This window comes from Candidatus Accumulibacter sp. ACC003 (genome assembly GCF_907163085.1).
In the GTDB taxonomy this organism is placed as follows: domain Bacteria; phylum Pseudomonadota; class Gammaproteobacteria; order Burkholderiales; family Rhodocyclaceae; genus Accumulibacter.
Window position 1 is genome coordinate 178,941 of record NZ_CAJQTX010000005.1, and the last position, 19,913, is coordinate 198,853.

The following is a 19,913-nucleotide window of genomic DNA, read 5'->3' on the forward strand; positions in this document are numbered from 1 at the left end:
CTGGGCGCGCCCTCTGCAAATATCTTTTTTGGATTTACCCCGCAGGCATGAATGCCGAAGGGCGGGGAGCGGGCCGTCGCCGCGCGCTGCGGCACCGTCAGCGAAGATCGCGCAAATCCGGCCGTTTTGGCGTCCCGGCCACTGAACTCCGGGCGACCCCGTCACTCAGCTTGGGGAAACTGAAGTCCCAAAGGCGGCCGGACAGCGCTGTGAAGGCGGCTTACACGATCAGGCAGCGATCGCGACGAGCGGTGGAGCAGCGACGAAGGCGGGCGATGTTGATCGAATACGCGTCCGGACAATTGACATCACGGAGCCACAGCACGGGCAAAGCATCGCTGGCCGCTCCTTGCGCGGCGGCGTGAAGCGGCTGGGATCGAACTTCAGCAAGCGGTGCAGCAAACTGATCAGGCGCTTGCAGTTGGCGTGCAGGAAGCCGAAATTGCGGGCGCGGCGAAAGCCCTTGGGTAGCACGTGCTGGAGGATCAGCCAGAGGAAATCGGCGCCGGCTAGCGAGCGCTTTTCCGACTTGCCGGTTTGTGCGTTGCGGTAGCGGAAGCTCACCCGCCCATCCTTACAAGCGAGGATGTCCTGTTCACGGATGACGCCGCGGTAGAGGTAACGACCGAGGTAGATCAGGGCCTTCTCGCCGCTGCCCACCGATTTGCAGTGCGCTACCCATTCCCGCGGATAGGACGCCGGCAGGCAAATGCCGGCCGCCTCGATCGCCGCCAGCATTTTGGCCCGGAAGACCTTGGCCATCGCCTTCTCGTTGAACAGGTAGGTGCCGTTCTTGCCGCGCCGCTTGCGTCGCCAGCGCTGCTTCGCGGCATCGATCGCTGCCGCGGGGACGACGAGATGGACATGCGGGTGGAAGTCGAGCCGACGCGAGTGCGTGTGCAGGACCGCGATGGCGCCGGGCGTGCCCTGCAACTGCCGGTCGTTCTGACTGAAGCGGTGCACCGTTTCCCAGGCACAGCGCATCAAGCCATCGAAGACGACGTCGGCGTGCGCCGCAGCGAGCCCGCGCAATTCGGCCGGCAGCGTGAAGGTCAGCAGAAAGTAGTCGGCCGGGACGAGGCGCTCTATCTGACGTTCCAGCCATTGCTGGCTCTCGTGGTGCTGGCAGTGCGGGCAAAGGCGATGGCCGCAGGAATGCGGAACGAGTTTTTGCTGATCGCAGCCTTCGCACTGGAGCTGCATCATCGGGCTGGCCGGGCCGCGGCAATCGCGCATCGCCGAGAGTGCCCGAAGCTGATCGAAGCTCAGGCGGTGGCGAAATTGCGTCATGAAGTCCGCTTCGAATTCGGCAATGACAGAGCCGAGGCGGATCATCGCGGCGTCCCCTTGCTCAGACAAAAGCGGTCCATCAGCGCGTTGATGCGGTCGATGGCGTGATGCCGGGTTTGATCCGTCAGATGGGTGTAGCGAACCGTCGTGAGAATCGAGTGATGGCCGAGAATGCTCTGCACCTCGGTGAGCTCGACGCCCGCCTCGATCAGGTGCGTGGCATAGGCGTGACGCAAACTGTGCGGCGAAATGTTTTTTTTAGCCCGCAGGATTCGACCACCGCCCGCAGTGCCTTCTGAACGCCGCTGCGATTGAGCGGTGTCCTGGCGCTGCTCGCACCTGGCAAGCCGCCGCGGCGATTGGGAAACAGCAGAACGGGATTACGGTGGCGCTGCCAGAAACAACGCAGGAGTCGGTAGGTGGCCGTCGGCAGCGGCACCAGGCGATCCTTGTTGCCCTTGGCATCGCGGATATGCACCCGCCCGCGCGCGCCGTCGATGTCGGCGACCGTCAGCCGTAAGCCTTCGCCCAGGCGCAGGCCGAGACTGTAGAGGGTGAAGAAGAAAACGCGGTAACTGAGCACCTGCGTGGCCAGAAAAATCCGCTCGGTCTCCTCGACCGTGACGATGTCCGGCAGGCGCAGCGAGCGCGGCGGCTTGATCAGACCGGGCGCCACCCAGGGTTTCTTCAGCACGTGCTCGTAGTAAAACTTGAGCCCGTACAGATCGAGCTTGAGCGAACTCCAGGAGTGCGTCTCACGCAGGTCGGCGAAGTAATCCAACAGGTCGGCCTCGCTCAGATCGTCGATCTGATGAGCGAAGTAATCTCCCACCCGGCGGACGGCGCGCGAATACGCGTCGATCGTCTTCGGCTGCAAGCCCTTGAGCTTCAGGTGCTTCTGGTGCAGCTCGTAGTTCGTGTCAAAAATCGTCGTTGCGACAGCGGACATCTCTTCCATCTTGCGGTAACCTCGCATTCGTCATGAACGTCCCTCGGATGAGGGGCGAGGTCACATCTTGAGTCAACGCGACGACAGCACCGGGGTTTCCTCCGCGTAGCGGCTTCGTCCAACACCCGTGACGCCCGTTAAGAGCGAAGTTCTAGCGCGCAAAGCAGCCGAAGCGAGCGAATTTTTCCGCCGCATCAACGCCGCGCCGGGCCGTTGCTGGTCGGCACGGTTCGCCAGCCGGCAGCCGGCCAGCGCCTGCGGCACCAATCCGTGATCCTTTGGCAGGCAAGCGGCAGCAGCGCTATAGTGGTGTCGAAGCGACTGCTCCGATGCGGCAGTCACCGCGGCAGGCGGCTCGCCGCCAGCAGAAACCCCGGCCAACCGACACTTTGAAAGGAATCTCCCATGAGCTGGCGCCCACTACGTATTGGTCTTTCTGCACGGATCTACCACCCGCAGGCCGGTGCGACGGGCTTGCAGTCGAAGTCGCTGCACTATCTCGAACAGTCGGTCGCGCACTGGGCGATGTCACGCGACGTGATGGTCTTGATGATTCCGGCGGTCAGCGGCGACGGCCTGGTCAATCGCAGCAGCATCAGGCTGTCTGACTACCCGCAGTATCTCGACGGTCTGATCCTGCAAGGCGGTGCCGACATCAATCCACAAAGCTATGGCGAAGAACCGCTGCACCCGGATTGGGCCGGGGACATGGTTCGCGACGCCTACGAGATGGAACTGCTGCACGAATTCATGGAGGCCGGCAAGGCCGTCCTGGGAATTTGCCGTGGCGCGCAACTGATCAACGTCGCGCTCGGTGGCACGCTCTATCAGGACATCGCAACACAGATCGAGACCGCGACGACGCACCTTCACGCCAATTATGACCGCCACAGTCATGCCGTCGAATGGAGCTCCGACGCTGGCCTGGCGAAGCTTTACCCTGGCGTCAGCAGTGGCCAGGTGGTGTCGATTCACCACCAGGCCATCAAGTCCCTGGGGCGCGGCCTGCAGGTCGAAGCGCGCAGCGAGGACGGCGTCATCGAAGCCGTTCGCCTGCAGGGAAAGCCGTATGTCCTGGGCCTGCAATGGCATCCCGAGTTTCATCCGCCCGGTAGCGCAGACTTGCTGGACAGCGCACCGCTGCTTGAGGAGTTCCTCAACGCCGCCCGCGGTAGGCGCTGGTGAACGACGACGCGCGCACCACCGCCTGAGCGTGTGCTGGAGAGGGCGCCACAGCCAAGGCGCCCTCTCCACGACGGTCAGGTACTCACGGCACCTCCTCCGATGCCAGCAGGACGACCGGAAAAGTCGCCAGCAAATCGCCGACGACCAGCTCGCTGGCGGGCGCGTGCCGTTCGCCGCTGAGCACGTTGCGCCAGCCGCTGGCGGCCAGCGCTTCGGGCAGTTCCAGCACGGTGTCGCCCCACACGGCGGTCCCCAGCGGCAGCACCTGCTGGTCGCCGAGTAGGTGTCCCGGCAAGCGTGGCACCAGCGTGATCAGCGTCCGTTCGCCGTGCCGCCGCGCGTACGCGCAGACGTGCGCCAGCCGTTCGCCGCGTACTTTTAGCGGCAGGTAGGTGCCGAGCTCGAACACCTCCGGCCAGCGCGCGCGCAAGGCCAGACCCTGCCACAGCGTGTACAGCTTGATACGCCCGTCGGCCATGTTGCTCAGCAGTGGCGACAGGCGCTGCGGCCATTGCTCGGCCGGTGCGTCGACCATCGCCTGTAGCTCAGCGAGAAACTGCCCGCGCTGCGCGTAGTCCACCGGCCGCCGATTGTCCGGGTCAACCAGGTTGAACTGCCATAACTCGCAGCCCTGATAGATATCCGGGACACCCGGCGAAGTGATCTTGATCAGCGCCTGGCCAAGCGCGTTGAGCAGGCCATGATGGATGATGGTCTGCACCAGCGGCACAAAATCGGCCAGGAACAGGTTCTTGTCGCGGGGCGCCAGCAGCGCCTGGACGAAATCGCTGACCGCCGATTCGTACTCGGTGTTGACCTGGATCCAGCTGCTGTGCTCCTTGCCCTCGCGCAGCGCCTTGATCATGTAGGCGTCGATGCGCAGCCGGTAGTCGGCGAGCGCCGCGTCGTCGGGCAGCGTCAGCGGCCAGGTGCCGATCAGCGTCTGGTAAAGCAGGTACTCGTCGTTACTCGATGGCGCGTCGACGCCGTCGAGCAAGCGCTTGCGGCCGCGATTGAGCCGGCGCCAGCGCTTGAGCATCAGCTTCCACGCCGCCGGGACCTCTGAGAGCACGTTGAGACGCGCGCGCATATCCTCGGAGCGTTTGCTGTCGTGCGTCGAGGTGGCGAGCATGTTGTGCGGCCAGCGGATGGCGCGAGCGCGCGTCGCCTTGTGAAACGCGGCGACCGAAATGCCGAAGCGCCGCGGTTCGCCGCCGACGTCGTTGAGCGAAGTCAGGCGATGATAACGATAAAAGGCGGTGTCCTCGACGCCCTTGGCCATCACCGGCGACGAGACCTGCTGGAACTTCATGGCGAAGGCCTGCAGCGGTTCGCGGAACGAAGCGCTGCGGCCGCGGGCGATATCGGTAGTCAGCACGCCTTCGATGAAATCGAAGATGCTGGTGTCGGCGACCGGGCTACGCTTCTTGGCCACCGCCACGGCCCAGGCAATGTGCCGGCGATCGTCGGCCGACAATTCGCCGTAGGCGACGTAGGTGCGATAGATCGGGAAGCACGCGACGACTTCGATCAGCGCCTCGCGCAAGCCGTTGAGCGTGAAGTCGCAGGTATCGCGGCTGGCCGCGGCAATCCGCGCCAGGCGGTTGCTGAGGCCCGTGAACTCGCTCGACAGCGCGGTGTGCATGATCAACTTCTTGGCGTCGTAGGCGAGCTCTTCGAAATCGTCGTCGACGCCGGTGAAGTCACGATAGATGCGCGTCATCCGCCGCTCGGCGGCGCTGTCGACGAACAGGTTGTTGACCAGGTTGCCGAAGCGGTAGCCGGTAGCGCCGTGGATTGGCCAGTCGTCGGGCAGGCGCTCGTGATCGGCGAGGATCTTCTCGATCACCAGGTACATCGGCAAGGGATCGCCAGCGGCCAGCGGCCGACCGGCCGCCGCCTGTTGCAGCTGGCGGAAATACGCGCCGGGATCAAAGAGCCCGTCGGGATGGTCGATGCGTAGCCCCTCGACCTTGCCCTGCGCGACCAGATCGAGGATCAGGTGATGCGTGGCTTCGAAAACCGTCGGGGCTTCCATGCGCAGCGCGGCCAGGTCGTTGATGTCGAAAAAGCGCCGATAGTTGATCTCGTCGGAAGCGACGCGCCAGGAAGCCAGGCGGTAGCCCTGAACCTGAATCAATTCGTGCAACAAGTCGAAGCTGGCGGGATGGCCCGGGCGCCCGTTGAATTCGGCAAGATTGTCGGCGACGTGGTGGGCGATTTCGGCGCAGGCTTCGCCGAGCGCCGCCAGATGACGTTTATGGACTTCCTTGTCGCGCTGCCGTTCGGCGATCCGCGCCGGCTTGCCGGTGGTCCGTGGCGGCAGGTGGCCGAAGGCGGTAAGCAGCGCCGCCAGCTCGCCATAGCGCTGGTCACTTTCACCAAGCACCGCCGCCAGGCGTTCGCGACGGTGGCCGACGATGCGCGGATAGCTTGCCGGGTCGATTGGCAGCCGGTGGTGGTAGTAGAAGATGCTGAACTCGCCGCGCGCCGCATCGTATTCCAGCCGCAGTTCGCCGCGGTTGAGGACCTGCCCGTAGTGATCGCCGAGCAGCGGCAGGAGAACCTTGCCCTTGAGGTCGGGATTGAGCGGCTCCCAGTCGATGTCGAAGAAGGCGCCCCAGGCCGACGCCGGACCATTCTCCAGAACGTCCAGCCACCAGGCGTTGTCGGCGCCCATGACGCCCATGTGGTTGGGGACGACGTCGATCACCTGGCTCAGGGCCTGCGCCTTGAGGGCAGCGGCGAAATCCTCATATTCCTGCGCCGTGCCGATTTCCGGGTTAAGCAGCGCGTGGTCGACGATGTCGTAACCGTGCGTGCTGCCCGGTCGCGCCGTCAGGTAGGGCGAGGCGTAGCAGTGGCTGACGCCGAGTGCGGCCAGATACGGCGCCAGCGCGCCGGCCATCGCAAAGGTGAAGTCGCGGTTGAACTGCAGGCGGTAGGTAGCGCGCGGAATGACCGCCACGCGGGCCGGCGTCCGCAGTTCTTCGGGCGGCACCACGGCGGTGCCGCGCTCCTTGATCAACACGCCGCCAACGGCGGCAAAGCGGCCGTCGTCCGGCCAGTCCTCGAGGTCCAGCGGCAGCCGCTGCCGCCAGTTGGCGTGCTGATCGTCACTGCTGCCGGGCAGGTTGGCCTGCTCGACGACGCCGAGAATATCTTCCGGCTGGACGACCAGCAACTGTGCCGGCGATCGCGCCAGGAAAGCATGGATGCCGACCACCAGGTCCTGCGTGATCTCGGGTACCGAGAAGGGATGGACGCTGGCGCCCTCGGGCAACAGCTCCTCGTGTTTCAGCGCCATCAGGAAGCGGGCGCGATCCTGGGCACGGTCGACGACCATCTGGTCGTACTGGTCTTCCGACGGAAAGAGTTTCAGGCTGGCGCGGGTGTCAAGGTCGTGCCCCTTCCAGAAACCCTGCAAGGTCGGCAGGTCATGCGTACTCACCGCCACCAGCGCCTGGCGCGGATACTCGGCCGGCGGCTTGAAGTTGCCCTCCGGGCTGCGCTCGAACAGGAACGGCCGATACGACAGCACGCCGGCGGTGGCCAGGCGTGGCCGGAAGCCTTCGGGAACCGTCCCGAGGTCTTCGCCGACGACCATGCAAGCGTTACGCTGGCTCTCCAGCATGACGATGCCGAGTAGGTCTTCGAGCGGGTAGTTGACGTAGGCACCCTGCGCTGCCGGCAGTCCGACCGGCACCCAGAACAAGCGCGCCAGCCCCATCACGTGGTCAATACGCAAGGCGCCGCTGTGGCGCATGTTGGCGCGCAGCATGGTGATGAAGGGTTCGTAAGCAGCTTCCCGCAAGGCGTGCGGGACCAGCGGCGGTAGCCCCCAGTCCTGGCCGACCGGATTGAACTCGTCGGGAGGCGCGCCGACGTAGGCGCCGTTGGCAAAGGCGCCCTGCCAGGCCCAGGCCTCCGAGCCGCCAGGATTGACGCCGACGGCGAGGTCCTGGTAGAGGCCGACACCGAGGCCACGGCGCCACGATTGTTCGCCGAGCGCGAGCAGTTGCTCTTCAGCAAGCCACTGCAGCCAGGCAAAATATTCCACGGCCTCGGCGTGTTCGCTGGCGAAAGCGCTGACCGCCGGCGCCTGCGGCTGGCGGTAGGCCACGGGCCACGCCGGCCAGCCCCAGACGCTGGCGTTGTCGCGCCGGAAATGTTCCTGTAGGGCTTCGAAGCGCGCGTGCCATTCGAGCGCCTGCCCGCCCTCGCTGCGGAACAGCCGGAAGGCGCGCGCGCGCGGGCTATCGCTGGCCAGGTGTTGTTCACGGAAGTGACGGTAGAGTACCGCCAGAACCTCGCACTTGGTCGCCGAAACCTCTGGGTAATCGACGTTCTCGGCCGCACGTAGACGCCGCAATCGACCCTGAAAGCCCTCGGAGGCAACGAGGTTTCGTGCCGCTTCGCAGTCGCCGAACTCGGCGACCGCTTCGACGTCGATGTACATGACATTGACAAAGCTACGGCTGGACGGGCTGTACGGACTGATCCGCGTCGCGTCGTCGGGGAACAGCGCGTGCAGCGGATTGACGCCAATCACGCCACCGCCGGCGTCGGCCGACAGATCGAACAGCGTGCGCAGGTCACCGAAGTCGCCGATGCCCCAGTTCCGTCGCGAGCGCAGACCGTAAAGCTGCACCGTCGGGCCCCAGACACGGCCTTCGCCTTGCACCGCTTCGGGCTGAAAAGCGCTCGCCGGGGTGACGATCAGCGTCATCGCCACCAGCTCCGTGCTGCTGTGGCCGGGCTGTTCGACCTCCAGACGATAGTAACCGGGCTCGTTCAAGACCGGTAGGCGCAGCTCGCTACGCAGAAAATCGCTGCCACCGAGGCGCTGTTCACCGAGTTGCGGCAGCTCGGCGGGCTGAAACTCGCCGCTGCTCGAGCTGCCATCCTCCGGCGTCAGAATCCAGCGATGCGGCTGCCGGGCCTGCGCCGCGGTCAGTGATAGCTGAATAACGGGCGTCGTACCGGCGGCCAGGACCTGCACCGGCGGCAGCGGTCGCCGCCACTCGCTTTCTTCGATGGCCTGCAGCTGCGCTAGCGGGTCGCCGTCGCTGGGGACATGCATGGCCGTCAGCAGCGCCCGCAGCGTCTGCTCGGAGGTGGCATGCGGCTGACCCCAAACGTCGTCGTAAGCGGTCGCGATGCCGCAGTGGGCAGCGAGCCGAGTCAAAGCCTCGGAACTGTTCTGGGCGGGTCGAGTCATGAGCGGCCTCCGGCGTGTAGGGACCAGGCCACCGACCACGGCGGCAAGCGCCCGGCGGCCAGCGCCACGGCGTCGAGGTTGGCAGTGGCGAACAGCAGCTGGCCGGTCGGCGCCGGGGCGTCGACCGACTGGTCGCCAAGATTGGCGAGCAGCGACAGCTGGCTGCCGTCGCCAAGCCGCCAGTCGATGGCCAGCGCGCTCGCCGACAGCATCGTCAGCTGCGGGTCGCCGTTAGCCATGCCGGCCAGGCGCGGAACGATCCACTGCCAGCGCAGGGCAAGCAATTGTCGGTGCAGTTCGAGTGTCGCGCGGTGCGGCGCGCGCTCGATCGCGCTCCAGTCGAGAACGCCAGCTGCAAAGGTTGCCAGCGCATTGGGATCGGGAATTTTCTCGCGCACCGCCGGATCGGCAAAACGCGCAAAGCGCCCGAACTCACGGCGGCGGCCTTCGGTCACCAGGCGTGCCAGTTCGGGGCCAAAGTCGCAGAAGAACTGGAAGGGCTGCGTGGTCGCGAATTCCTCGCCCATGAACAGCAGCGGCGGTTGCGGCGCCAACAGCAGGACCGCGGTGACCGCCTGCATAGCCACTGGCGACGCCAGGTGGCTGAGACGCTCGCCGAAAGCACGATTGCCAATCTGGTCGTGATTCTGCAGAAAGTTGATGAACGCCGCCGGCGGCAGCTGCGCACTCGGCTCGCCGCGCTTTTCGCCCTTGGCAAAGGTCGACGCCTCGCCCTGGTAGGCGAAACCCTCGCTCAGGCAGCGGCCGAGCAGCCGCGCCGGCTCGGCGGCATAGTCGACGTAGTAACCGTCGGTCTCGCCGGTGGCGACGACGTGAAAGCAGTGGTGGATGTCGTCGTTCCATTGCGCGGTGCCGTGCACGAGCCGGCCGAAGTCGTCGCGGCTCAGGTAGCGCGCCTGGTTGCGCTCGTTCTCGAGCACCATGTGCACGTGTCGTGCGCGACCCGGCACGGCCTTGAAGGCGGCCGCCAGCTCCTCGATGATGTCCGGCGAACTGTCGTCGCAGATGGCATGGATGGCATCCAGACGCAGGCCGTCGAGGTGGAATTCCTCGAGCCAGTAGAGGACGTTGTGCACGAAGAAGTCGCGTACCACACGGCTGCCCTCGCCGTCGAAGTTGATCGCCGCGCCCCAGGGAGTTTCGTGGCGCGGGTTGAAGAAGTCCGGCGCGTAGGCGTGCAGGTAGTTGCCTTCGGGCCCGAAATGGTTATAGACGACGTCGAGCAGGACCATCAGGCCGCGTTCGTGCGCCGCGGCGATCAAACGCTTGAAGTCCTCGGGACGGCCGTAAGAGGCATCCGGAGCGAACGGCAAGACGCCGTCGTAGCCCCAGTTGCGTTGCCCCGGGAAATCCGAGACCGGCATGATTTCGAGAGCGGTGACGCCGAGCTCGACCAGATAGTCGAGGCGTTCGATGGCGCCGGTGAAGTCGCCCGAAGTAGTGAAGCTGCCGATGTGCAGCTCGTAGAGAACGGCTTCCTCCCACGGCCGACCACGCCATTCGCCGTCGGGCCAGTCGAAGGCGGCCGCGTCGACCACCTCGGACGCCGCATGGATATCGTCCGGGTTGAAGCGTGAAGCCGGGTCGGGTACCAGCAAGCCGTCGGGCAGCCGGAAAAGATAACGGCTACCGGCTTTCGCTTCGGCGACGGTGAGCTCGAACCAGCCACCCGCGGCGGCGGTCATCGGCAGGTCGGGCGCACCGTCGAGCTGTAGCCCGACGGTCGCGACGCCGGGTGCCCAGAGGCGAAAACGAACGCCACCGTCGGCCCGCGGTTCAGCGCCGAAGGGCATGCTGTGCAGGCGCTTCATGATTTCTTCCTTTGCATCAGGAGAGCCAGCGAGCGGCTCTCGAGGGGATAGGTATCGCCACTCTGGAAGACGCCGTCAGGCTGCAGGCCATCGGCAATGTGCGTATCCAGAACGCTCTGCCATTCGCAATCCGCGGGGGCTTGCGGCAGGCGAAAGTCGATGTTTTCGTGATAGCTGTTGAAGAGCAGCACAAAGTTATCGTCGTGTACCGGGCGGCCGCGTCGATCGCGCTCCTGCATCGCTTCGCCGCCGAGATAGACACCCAGGCATTGCGCGTAGCTGTGCGCCCACTCGTCGTCATTCATCTCGCTGCCGTCGGGTTTCAGCCAGTGGATGTCCTTGATCAGCGAACCCTCGGGGGCACTGCCGTGGAAGAAGTTGCGGCGACGGAAAACGGGATGCTCGCGGCGCAGGGCAATGACGCGTTGCACGAAAGCCAGGAAGTCGCGGTCGGCTGACGACAGCTCCCAGTTGACCCAGCTGATGTCGTTGTCCTGGCAGTAGGCGTTGTTGTTGCCGCCCTGGGTGCGCCCCATTTCGTCGCCGGCGAGCAGCATCGGAACGCCCTGCGAAAAGAACAGTGTCGCCAGCAGGTTGCGTTTCTGCCGCGCGCGCAGTTCGTTGATCGCGGCGTCGTCGGTCGGCCCCTCGGCACCGCAGTTCCAGGAACGGTTGTTGTCGTTACCGTCGCGGTTGTCTTCGCAGTTGGCCGCGTTGTGCTTGTCGTTGTAACTGACCAGGTCGTGCAGCGTGAAGCCGTCGTGGGCGGTGACGAAGTTGACGCTCGCCCAGGGTTTGCGGCCGCTGTGCTGATAGAAATCGCTGGAGCCGGTGAGACGGCTGGCGAAGTCGCCGATCAGGCCGCAGTCGCCTTTCCAGTGCGCGCGCATGGTGTCGCGGTAGTGGTCGTTCCACTCGCCCCAGCCGGCCGGGAAGTTGCCGACCTGGTAACCGCCCTCGCCGAGGTCCCAGGGTTCGGCGATCAGCTTGACCTGCGACAGCACCGGGTCCTGCAGCAGGATGTCGAAGAAGGCGCCGAGCTTGTCGACGGCGTGCAGTTCGCGGGCCAGCGCCGATGCGAGGTCGAAACGGAAGCCGTCGACGTGCATTTCCAGCACCCAGTAGCGCAACGAGTCCATGATCAGCTGCAACATCCGCGGCTGCTGCAGATCAAGGGTGTTGCCGCAGCCGGTATAGTCCATGTAGTAGCGCTTGTTGTCAGCGACCAGCCGGTAGTACGTGGCGTTATCGACGCCACGCAGAGAGAGCGTCGGGCCGTTCTGGTTGCCTTCTGCAGTGTGGTTGTACACCACGTCGAGAATGACTTCGATGCCGTGCGAGTGCAGCGTCTTGACCATCGTCTTGAACTCGCTGACGACGCCGCTGGCGCTGAAACGGTTGTCGGGCGCGAAGAAGCCGATCGAGTTGTAGCCCCAGTAGTTAGTCAGACCCCGTTCGATCAGGTGGCGGTCGTTGATGAAGGCGTGCACCGGCATCAGCTCCACCGAGGTGACGCCCAGGCGCTTGAGGTGGTCGATCACCGGCGCCGTCGCCATGCCGGCGTAGGTGCCGCGCAAAGACGGCGGCACCTCCGGATGCTTCATCGTGAAGCCGCGCACGTGCGTCTCGTAGATCACCATGTCCGGCCACGGAATGTTCGGTGCCTTGTCGTCGCCCCAGGTGAAGGCCGGGTCGATGACCCGGCATTTGGGCATGCCGGCGTGGTTGTCACGGCGGTCGAAAGACAGATCCCCGCTACGGTGACCGATCTTGTAGCCGAAATGCGCGTCGCTCCAGCGTACCTGCCCGACGATATCCTTGGCATAGGGCTCGATGAGCAGCTTGTTGCCGTTGAAGCGGTGACCGTTGGCCGGGTCGTAGGGGCCGTGGACCCGGTAGCCGTAAAGCAGGCCGGGGCGCGCCTCGGGCAGGTAGCAGTGCCAGACCAGATTGGTCTGCTCACGCAATTCGATGCGCTGCACTTCGCGGCGTCCGTTGGGGTCGAAAAGGCAGAGTTCGACGCGTTCGGCGTGTTCCGAAAAGAGGGCAAAGTTGACGCCTTCGCCATCCCAGGTAGCGCCGCGTGGAGTGGGAGCGCCAGGCCAGACTGCGGTAAGGGGAAGGTTCATGGATGGTGATCTCCTAAATCTGGTAGCGGGTGACGCCCGCGATGTCCTCGCCTTTGGCGAGGACGACGATGCCGCCATCGCTGACGGTATAGCGGGCGCGGTCGGCAGCGGCGTCGAAGCCGATGCGCGAGTTTGGTTCAATGACGTTGTAGCGGTCGACGATGACCCGTTTCAGGCGCGAGCCACGGCGGATGACCGTGTAGTCCATGATCAGGCAGTCTTCAATTTCGACGTCTTCCTCGACGATGACTTCGCGACGCAGCATCGAGTTCTTGATCCGTGCGCCGCTGACTCGCGAGCCCGCGGCGATGGTGCTGTTGCTGACCTCGCCAGTGATCATCGGCGATGGTCCCTGGTAAGAGCTGGAGTTGATGAACCACTTCGGATTGAAGAGGTTGAAGCGCGGCTTGGCGCTGAGGACGTCGTAATGGGCGGCGTAGTAGGCGTCGATGTTGCCGACATCGCGCCAGTACGACTGCTCCTCGTAATCGGCGACGCCGGGGACATGGTTGTCAGCGAAGTTGTAGGCCAGCACCTGATGCGTTTTGATCAGCCGCGGCAGGATGTGGTGGCCGAAATCGTGCTCGTCATTATCGTTGGCCTCGCGCAGCGCTTTGAGCAGGACATCGGTGTTGAACAGATAGTTGGACGAAGCCGCTACGCGGAGGAAACCCCGGTGCTGTCGTCGCGTTGACTCAAGATGTGACCTCGCCCCTCATCCGAGGGACGTTCATGACGAATGCGAGGTTACCGCAAGATGGAAGAGATGTCCGCTGTCGCAACGACGATTTTTGACACGAACTACGAGCTGCACCAGAAGCACCTGAAGCTCAAGGGCTTGCAGCCGAAGACGATCGACGCGTATTCGCGCGCCGTCCGCCGGGTGGGAGATTACTTCGCTCATCAGATCGACGATCTGAGCGAGGCCGACCTGTTGGATTACTTCGCCGACCTGCGTGAGACGCACTCCTGGAGTTCGCTCAAGCTCGATCTGTACGGGCTCAAGTTTTACTACGAGCACGTGCTGAAGAAACCCTGGGTGGCGCCCGGTCTGATCAAGCCGCCGCGTTCACAGCGCCTGCCGGACATCGTCACGGTCGAGGAGACCGAGCGGATTTTCCTGGCCACGCAGGTGCTCAGTTACCGGGTCTTCTTCTTCACCCTCTACAGTCTCGGCCTGCGCCTGGGCGAAGGTTTACGGCTGACGGTCGCCGACATCGACGGCGCGCGCGGGCGGGTGCATATCCGCGATGCCAAGGGCAACAAGGATCGCCTGGTGCCGCTGCCGACGGCCACCTACCGACTCCTGCGTTGTTTCTGGCAGCGCCACCGTAATCCCGTTCTGCTGTTTCCCAATCGCCGCGGCGGCTTGCCAGGTGCGAGCAGCGCCAGGACACCGCTCAATCGCAGCGGCGTTCAGAAGGCACTGCGGGCGGTGGTCGAATCCTGCGGGCTAAAAAAAACATTTCGCCGCACAGTTTGCGTCACGCCTATGCCACGCACCTGATCGAGGCGGGCGTCGAGCTCACCGAGGTGCAGAGCATTCTCGGCCATCAGTCGATTCTCACGACGGTTCGCTACACCCATCTGACGGATCAAACCCGGCATCACGCCATCGACCGCATCAACGCGCTGATGGACCGCTTTTGCCTGAGCAAGGGGACGCCGCGATGATCCGCCTCGGCTCTGTCATTGCCGAATTCGAAGCGGACTTCATGACGCAATTTCGCCACCGCCTGAGCTTCGATCAGCTTCGGGCACTCTCGGCGATGCGCGATTGCCGCGGCCCGGCCAGCCCGATGATGCAGCTCCAGTGCGAAGGCTGCGATCAGCAAAAACTCGTTCCGCATTCCTGCGGCCATCGCCTTTGCCCGCACTGCCAGCACCACGAGAGCCAGCAATGGCTGGAACGTCAGATAGAGCGCCTCGTCCCGGCCGACTACTTTCTGCTGACCTTCACGCTGCCGGCCGAATTGCGCGGGCTCGCTGCGGCGCACGCCGACGTCGTCTTCGATGGCTTGATGCGCTGTGCCTGGGAAACGGTGCACCGCTTCAGTCAGAACGACCGGCAGTTGCAGGGCACGCCCGGCGCCATCGCGGTCCTGCACACGCACTCGCGTCGGCTCGACTTCCACCCGCATGTCCATCTCGTCGTCCCCGCGGCAGCGATCGATGCCGCGAAGCAGCGCTGGCGACGCAAGCGGCGCGGCAAGAACGGCACCTACCTGTTCAACGAGAAGGCGATGGCCAAGGTCTTCCGGGCCAAAATGCTGGCGGCGATCGAGGCGGCCGGCATTTGCCTGCCGGCGTCCTATCCGCGGGAATGGGTAGCGCACTGCAAATCGGTGGGCAGCGGCGAGAAGGCCCTGATCTACCTCGGTCGTTACCTCTACCGCGGCGTCATCCGTGAACAGGACATCCTCGCTTGTAAGGATGGGCGGGTGAGCTTCCGCTACCGCAACGCACAAACCGGCAAGTCGGAAAAGCGCTCGCTAGCCGGCGCCGATTTCCTCTGGCTGATCCTCCAGCACGTGCTACCCAAGGGCTTTCGCCGCGCCCGCAATTTCGGCTTCCTGCACGCCAACTGCAAGCGCCTGATCAGTTTGCTGCACCGCTTGCTGAAGTTCGATCCCAGCCGCTTCACGCCGCCGCGCAAGGAGCGGCCAGCGATGCTTTGCCCGTGCTGTGGCTCCGTGATGTCAATTGTCCGGACGCGTATTCGATCAACATCGCCCGCCTTCGTCGCTGCTCCACCGCTCGTCGCGATCGCTGCCTGATCGTGTAAGCCGCCTTCACAGCGCTGTCCGGCCGCCTTTGGGACTTCAGTTTCCCCAAGCTGAGTGACGGGGTCGCCCGGAGTTCAGTGGCCGGGACGCCAAAACGGCCGGATTTGCGCGATCTTCGCTGACGGTGCCGCAGCGCGCGGCGACGGCCCGCTCCCCGCCCTTCGGCATTCATGCCTGCGGGGTAAATCCAAAAAAGATATTTGCAGAGGGCGCGCCCAGCGCTCCGGCCCGGGCTCGTCCAACAAACGGATCAGATCGTGGCTTCGCACGATCTATCCTTATTCGTTGCCCATCGAGCCGTAGGCACGCGTCGGGTCGGTGAGCATCGCCGGTGGATTGGCTGGTTTTTCAAGGAAGCCGCGGATGCGGTGTCGCTTGTCGGCGTCGATGATGCCGAAGGCCGAGGCCTCGGCCAGTGGCACCGGAATCGCCGCCACCGACACGTGCGCCGAATTCCGGCGGTGGAAGTCGATCATCTGCCGTACGTCCATGCGGTAGATGTGATCGGCACCGAAGACGGCGACCAAATCCGGCGAGTGGCGCTCGATCAGGTTGATGTTCTGGAAGACCGCGTCTGAGGTGCCCTGGAACCACTCCGTACCGCCGCCGCGCATCTGCGGTGGCACGACGGTGACGAACTGGCCGGTGTAGGCGTTTGAATTCCCCCAGGCCTTGGCGACGTGCTCGATCAGCGACTGCGACTTGTACTGAACCATCATGTAGATGCCGCGGATTTCGGAGTTCACCATGTTACTGAGCACAAAGTCGGCGATGCGGTAACGGCCGCCGAACGGAACAGCTGGTTTGGACCGCTCGGCGGTCAAGGGATGAAGTCGGGAACCCTGGCCGCCGGCCAGAACCATAGCGAGTACTTTCACGATTGCTCTCCTGTGTTGTTGATCTTAGATCGTTCCTTGCAGCTCGTCGGCGTCCGCGTCGGCCTGGCCATCCAGCGTGCGGAGCAAACTGAACAGAGGAATCGGCAGCCAGTCGGGGCGGTTGCCCATTTCGTAGCGCAATTCATAGAGCGCCTTGTCGATCACGAAGAACTCGATCAGACGCTCGGCGGCGCCGGGCGCCTCCGGCCACACCGGGCAGCCCTTGATGGCCTCGCGGTAGCCGCCGAGGAAGGCGTCGGTCACCTGTTCTTCCCAGGCCTCGACCAGCGGGCCGACACGGTGGCGGTCGGCGGGGCGTTCGGCGGTGATGCGATTGGTGGCTACCGCCGCGGCATAGCTGAAGGAACGCAGCATGCCGGCGACGTCGCGCAGCGGCGAATGCTTCTGACGGCGCTCTTCCATTGCTCGCGCCGGCTCGCCTTCGAAGTCGATGATCACAAAATCGTGGTCCACCCGCAGTACCTGACCCAGATGATAGTCGCCGTGGTAGCGCGTCTTGGCCGCCGCAATGCTGGTCAGCGCCTGCGGCGAAATGCGGTCGAGCAGCGCCGGCCGCAACGCGGACAGTCGGTCACACGCGGCACGGACGTCGTCGGGGAGGCTGTCGCGACGCTTTTCAAGTTCGTCGAAGGTGGCGACCGCGTCGGCCTGCAGCGCGCTGGACCACTGACCGAGGTCGGCCGAGGTGATCGCTTCGCGCTCGAAGACAGGGTTGCCGGTGCATACGGCGAAAGCCTGATGCAGTTCGCCGGTTCGGCGACCAAGCAACTCCATCAGTGAAAGGAAGTAGGCATGCGGGTTGGCGGGGTTGTCTTCTTCGGCCGGCAGTTCGGGTTCGCCGAGGAAGCGTTCGAGGTAGTCGACGGCGAAATTCCAGCTGTCACCCTGATTCTCGGTGTAGCCCTGCAACAGCGCCAGGGTCGTCGTCTGGCCGTCGGCGCGGCGGTACTCGACCGATCCGGCGACCGGCGCGATATGCGCGTAAGGCGACTGGTCGGTCAGGAAACGGCCGACTTCGACTTCGGGGTTGACGCCGGGCTGCAAACGACGATAGCCCTTGAGAAACAGCTGATCGCCGAAGTACACCGCGGTGTTGCTCTGCTCGAGCGCCGGATGGCGTACTGGCGCAGCGAGACCGGCAGCCAGCGTCGCGAATGCCGGCGAGGCGTGGAACTCGAGTCGCCCGCGGCCAAAGGGCACGGCCTCATTCTTGCCGATTCCCTCGGCCAGCGCACGGCAGAAGCCGTCGGCGCCGAAAGCCCCGTAGAGCAGGCCGGTGCGGTCCTTTTGCCGGACCCGCGCGAGCGCCCAGGCGGCCAGTACGGCGCGCTGTTCCTCGCTCGTTTCATCGTCCCAGCAGATCGCCAGCGGCAAAGAGTAGACCTGCGCTTCGAGGTCGGCGCAATGCACTTCGATGATCGTCACCAGCCAGCTGCCGTGGTCGGTTTCCCAGGGCGCTTGTTCGAGGATCTTGATCGACTCGATGGCGTGGCCCTTGCCGGCGAACCAGCGCTTGGTCGCTATGTACGGCGCCAGCACCTTGTGCTGCAGCTGGTCGCGGGTGGCCGCGGCGATCGCCCGACGGACGGTGGTGGCACTGCTCTTGCCACCCGAGAAGGTCATCCAGCCCTCGGTCAGTACCAGCACCGGCAACTCCGGACGCGCCAGGCGCTCCTCGTGCCAGTAAGGCACCTCGACGTCGGTCGCCAGACGGAAGCAGTAGGTGCCATGGCCGGCCAGCGTCAACAGGTAAGGCAGGTCGCCGATCGGCGGAAAAGCCGAGCGCCCGAGCAGTTCGACGGGCACCCGGTTCTTGAACGCCGCCAACTCAAGTTCGACGGGTTGCGCATGGCGCGACAGGTTCACCACGCAGAGCAGCGTCTCGTCTTCGTACTCGCGAACGTAGGCGAGAATCTTGCGGTTGCCGGGTTCGAGGAACTTGATGCTGCCGCGGCCGAAAGCCTTGTAGTTCTTGCGGACGGCGATCAGACGCTTGTTCCAGTGCAGCAGCGACGACGAATTGCGCGCCTGCGCCTCGACGTTGACCGCTTCGTAGCCGTAGATCGGGTCCATGTTCGGCGGCAGGTAGAGGCGCTGCGGGTCGGCCCGGGAAAAGCCGGCGTTGCGATCCGGGCTCCACTGCATCGGCGTGCGCACGCCGTTGCGGTCGCCGAGATAAATGTTGTCGCCCATGCCGATTTCGTCGCCGTAGTAGAGTACCGGCGACCCGGGCAGCGTCAGGATCAGGAAGGTCACCAGTTCGATCTTGTGGCGGTTGTTGTCCATCAGCGGCGCCAGGCGGCGGCGGATGCCGACGTTCACCCGCATCCGCGGATCCGAGGCGTAGGCCTCGTACATGAAGGCACGTTCGCGCTGGGTGACCATTTCCAGCGTCAGTTCATCGTGGTTACGCAGGAAGATCGCCCACTGGCAGCTTTCGGGGATGTCCGGCGTCTGGTTCATGATCTCGATGATCGGATGGCGCTCTTCCTGGGCGACGGCCATAAAAATCCGCGGCATCACCGGAAAGTTGTACGCCATGTGGCACTCGTCGCCGTCGCCAAAGTACTCGCGCACGTCTTCCGGCCACATGTTGGCCTCGGCCAGCAGCATGCGATTCTGGTAGCGCGAATCGATGGCCGCGCGGATCTGCTTGATCACCGCATGCGTCTCGGGGACGTTCTCGTTGTTGGTGCCTTCGCGCACGCACAGGTAGGGAATGGCGTCGAGGCGCAGGCCGTCGACGCCCATGTCCAGCCAGAAGCGCATGATGCGGATCACCGCTTTGACGACGTCCGGGTTGTTGTGGTTGAGGTCGGGTTGGTGCGAGAAGAAACGGTGCCAGTAGTAGGCGCCGGCGACCTCGTCCCACGCCCAGTTCGACTTCTCGGTGTCGGTGAAGATGATGCGTGTTTCCGGAAATTTCTTGTCGGTATCGGACCAGACGTAGAAATCGCGTTTCTTCGACCCCGCCGGCGCCCGCCGTGCCGCCTGAAACCAGGGGTGCTGGTCGGAGGTGTGGTTGATGACCAGCTCGGTGATCACCCGCAAGCCGCGGCGATGCGCTTCGCGGATGAAGACGCGGGCGTCGTTGCGGTTGCCGTAGTCGGGACTGACGTTGTGGTAGTCGGAAATGTCGTAACCATCGTCGCGCATCGGCGACGGGTAGAAGGGCAGCAGCCAGAGCGTATTGACGCCGAGATCCTGGATGTAGTCGAGCTTCTCGGTCAATCCCTTGAAGTCGCCGATGCCGTCGTCGCCACTGTCCTTGAACGCCTTGACGTGCAATTCATAAATGATGGCGTCCTTGTACCACAGGGGGTCGTTTTCCCAGGTCAGCTCAGCCGCTGCGGCGGCTTTTTCCATAAACTCATTGGCTTTTTGCATCATTTCCTCCACTCAAGGGAAGTCGTCAAAGTTACGCATCTCGTCGCAACGAGAACGCGCTTATCGGTAGGTATGTGATCGCCTGGCAAGGCGGACCGGCTGCAAGCCGGTTCGGCCAGGGGCAATTCTATCCGCCCGGCCCGACCGTCTTGCAGGTCCGGGCGGGCGATGGCGAGCACGGCGTCATTGTTCGTCACCATGAAGTGGCAAAGCATCAGCCGATTGGCAAGCGCAT

Annotated in this window: 9 protein-coding genes and 3 pseudogenes; 4 read left to right on the forward strand and 8 right to left on the reverse strand. The window is 64.4% G+C overall.

Going from position 1 to position 19,913, the window contains the following annotated elements; all coding sequences use genetic code 11:
* Nucleotides 1-228 precede the first annotated feature (228 nt).
* Together QZ656_RS10680 and QZ656_RS10690 are read right to left on the reverse strand one after the other, a co-directional pair.
* Nucleotides 229-1,335 carry a transposase gene (locus QZ656_RS10680; RefSeq protein ID WP_291991620.1) on the reverse strand — a complete coding sequence of 369 codons (1,107 nt, stop codon included), beginning with the start codon at nucleotides 1,333-1,335 and terminating at the stop codon, nucleotides 229-231.
* Nucleotides 1,332-2,266: pseudogene (locus QZ656_RS10690) on the reverse strand (site-specific integrase). Before QZ656_RS10690 ends, QZ656_RS10680 begins: the two are co-directional and overlap by 4 nt.
* Nucleotides 2,267-2,644: 378 nt before the next feature.
* Between QZ656_RS10690 and QZ656_RS10695 the strand changes: the two are divergent.
* Entirely contained in the window at nucleotides 2,645-3,424 is a 780-nt protein-coding gene (locus QZ656_RS10695; RefSeq protein ID WP_291993373.1) for a type 1 glutamine amidotransferase, read from the forward strand.
* An 82-nt stretch (nucleotides 3,425-3,506) separates the two neighbouring features.
* Here the strand turns inward: QZ656_RS10695 and QZ656_RS10700 are convergent, their stop codons facing one another.
* From QZ656_RS10700 to QZ656_RS10715, 4 genes are read right to left on the reverse strand one after another with little or no spacing between them, the layout of a single operon-like run.
* The gene (locus tag QZ656_RS10700) at nucleotides 3,507-8,645 is read right to left on the reverse strand and encodes a malto-oligosyltrehalose synthase (RefSeq protein ID WP_291993374.1); all 5,139 of its coding nucleotides are present in this window, start codon (nucleotides 8,643-8,645) and stop codon (nucleotides 3,507-3,509) included.
* Nucleotides 8,642-10,477, reverse strand: a complete 1,836-nt coding sequence (treZ, locus tag QZ656_RS10705) for a malto-oligosyltrehalose trehalohydrolase (RefSeq protein WP_291993375.1) — start codon at nucleotides 10,475-10,477, stop codon at nucleotides 8,642-8,644. The genes QZ656_RS10700 and treZ overlap by 4 nt, the downstream gene beginning before the upstream one ends.
* Entirely contained in the window at nucleotides 10,474-12,606 is a 2,133-nt protein-coding gene (gene glgX / locus QZ656_RS10710) for a glycogen debranching protein GlgX (RefSeq protein ID WP_291993376.1), read from the reverse strand. The genes treZ and glgX overlap by 4 nt, the downstream gene beginning before the upstream one ends.
* 13 nt (nucleotides 12,607-12,619) lie before the next feature.
* A complete protein-coding gene (locus QZ656_RS10715; RefSeq protein ID WP_291993831.1) occupies nucleotides 12,620-13,216 on the reverse strand; it encodes a sugar phosphate nucleotidyltransferase in 597 nt (198 codons plus the stop codon).
* Between QZ656_RS10715 and QZ656_RS10720 the strand changes: the two genes are divergently transcribed.
* The 3 genes and pseudogenes from QZ656_RS10720 (at nucleotide 13,145) to QZ656_RS10730 (ending at nucleotide 15,383) form a co-directional block, all read left to right on the forward strand.
* Nucleotides 13,145-13,300: a hypothetical protein gene (locus QZ656_RS10720; protein ID WP_291993377.1), complete on the forward strand. Its 156-nt coding sequence runs from the start codon at nucleotides 13,145-13,147 to the stop codon at nucleotides 13,298-13,300. The genes QZ656_RS10715 and QZ656_RS10720 overlap by 72 nt on opposite strands.
* A gap of 72 nt (nucleotides 13,301-13,372) precedes the next feature.
* Nucleotides 13,373-14,280, forward strand: a pseudogene (locus tag QZ656_RS10725) (site-specific integrase).
* Nucleotides 14,277-15,383 (forward strand): transposase, encoded by a 1,107-nt coding sequence (locus tag QZ656_RS10730; protein ID WP_291991620.1) that lies wholly within the window; start codon nucleotides 14,277-14,279, stop codon nucleotides 15,381-15,383. Before QZ656_RS10725 ends, QZ656_RS10730 begins: the two are co-directional and overlap by 4 nt.
* Nucleotides 15,384-15,676: 293 nt before the next feature.
* On the opposite strand, the pseudogene QZ656_RS10735 reads toward QZ656_RS10730, so the two are convergent.
* Nucleotides 15,677-16,255, reverse strand: a pseudogene (locus tag QZ656_RS10735) (sugar phosphate nucleotidyltransferase); the annotation flags it as partial.
* Nucleotides 16,256-16,294: 39 nt separating this feature from the next.
* Nucleotides 16,295-19,678: a maltose alpha-D-glucosyltransferase gene (gene treS / locus QZ656_RS10740; RefSeq protein ID WP_291993378.1), complete on the reverse strand. Its 3,384-nt coding sequence runs from the start codon at nucleotides 19,676-19,678 to the stop codon at nucleotides 16,295-16,297.
* Nucleotides 19,679-19,913: the final 235 nt, after the last annotated feature.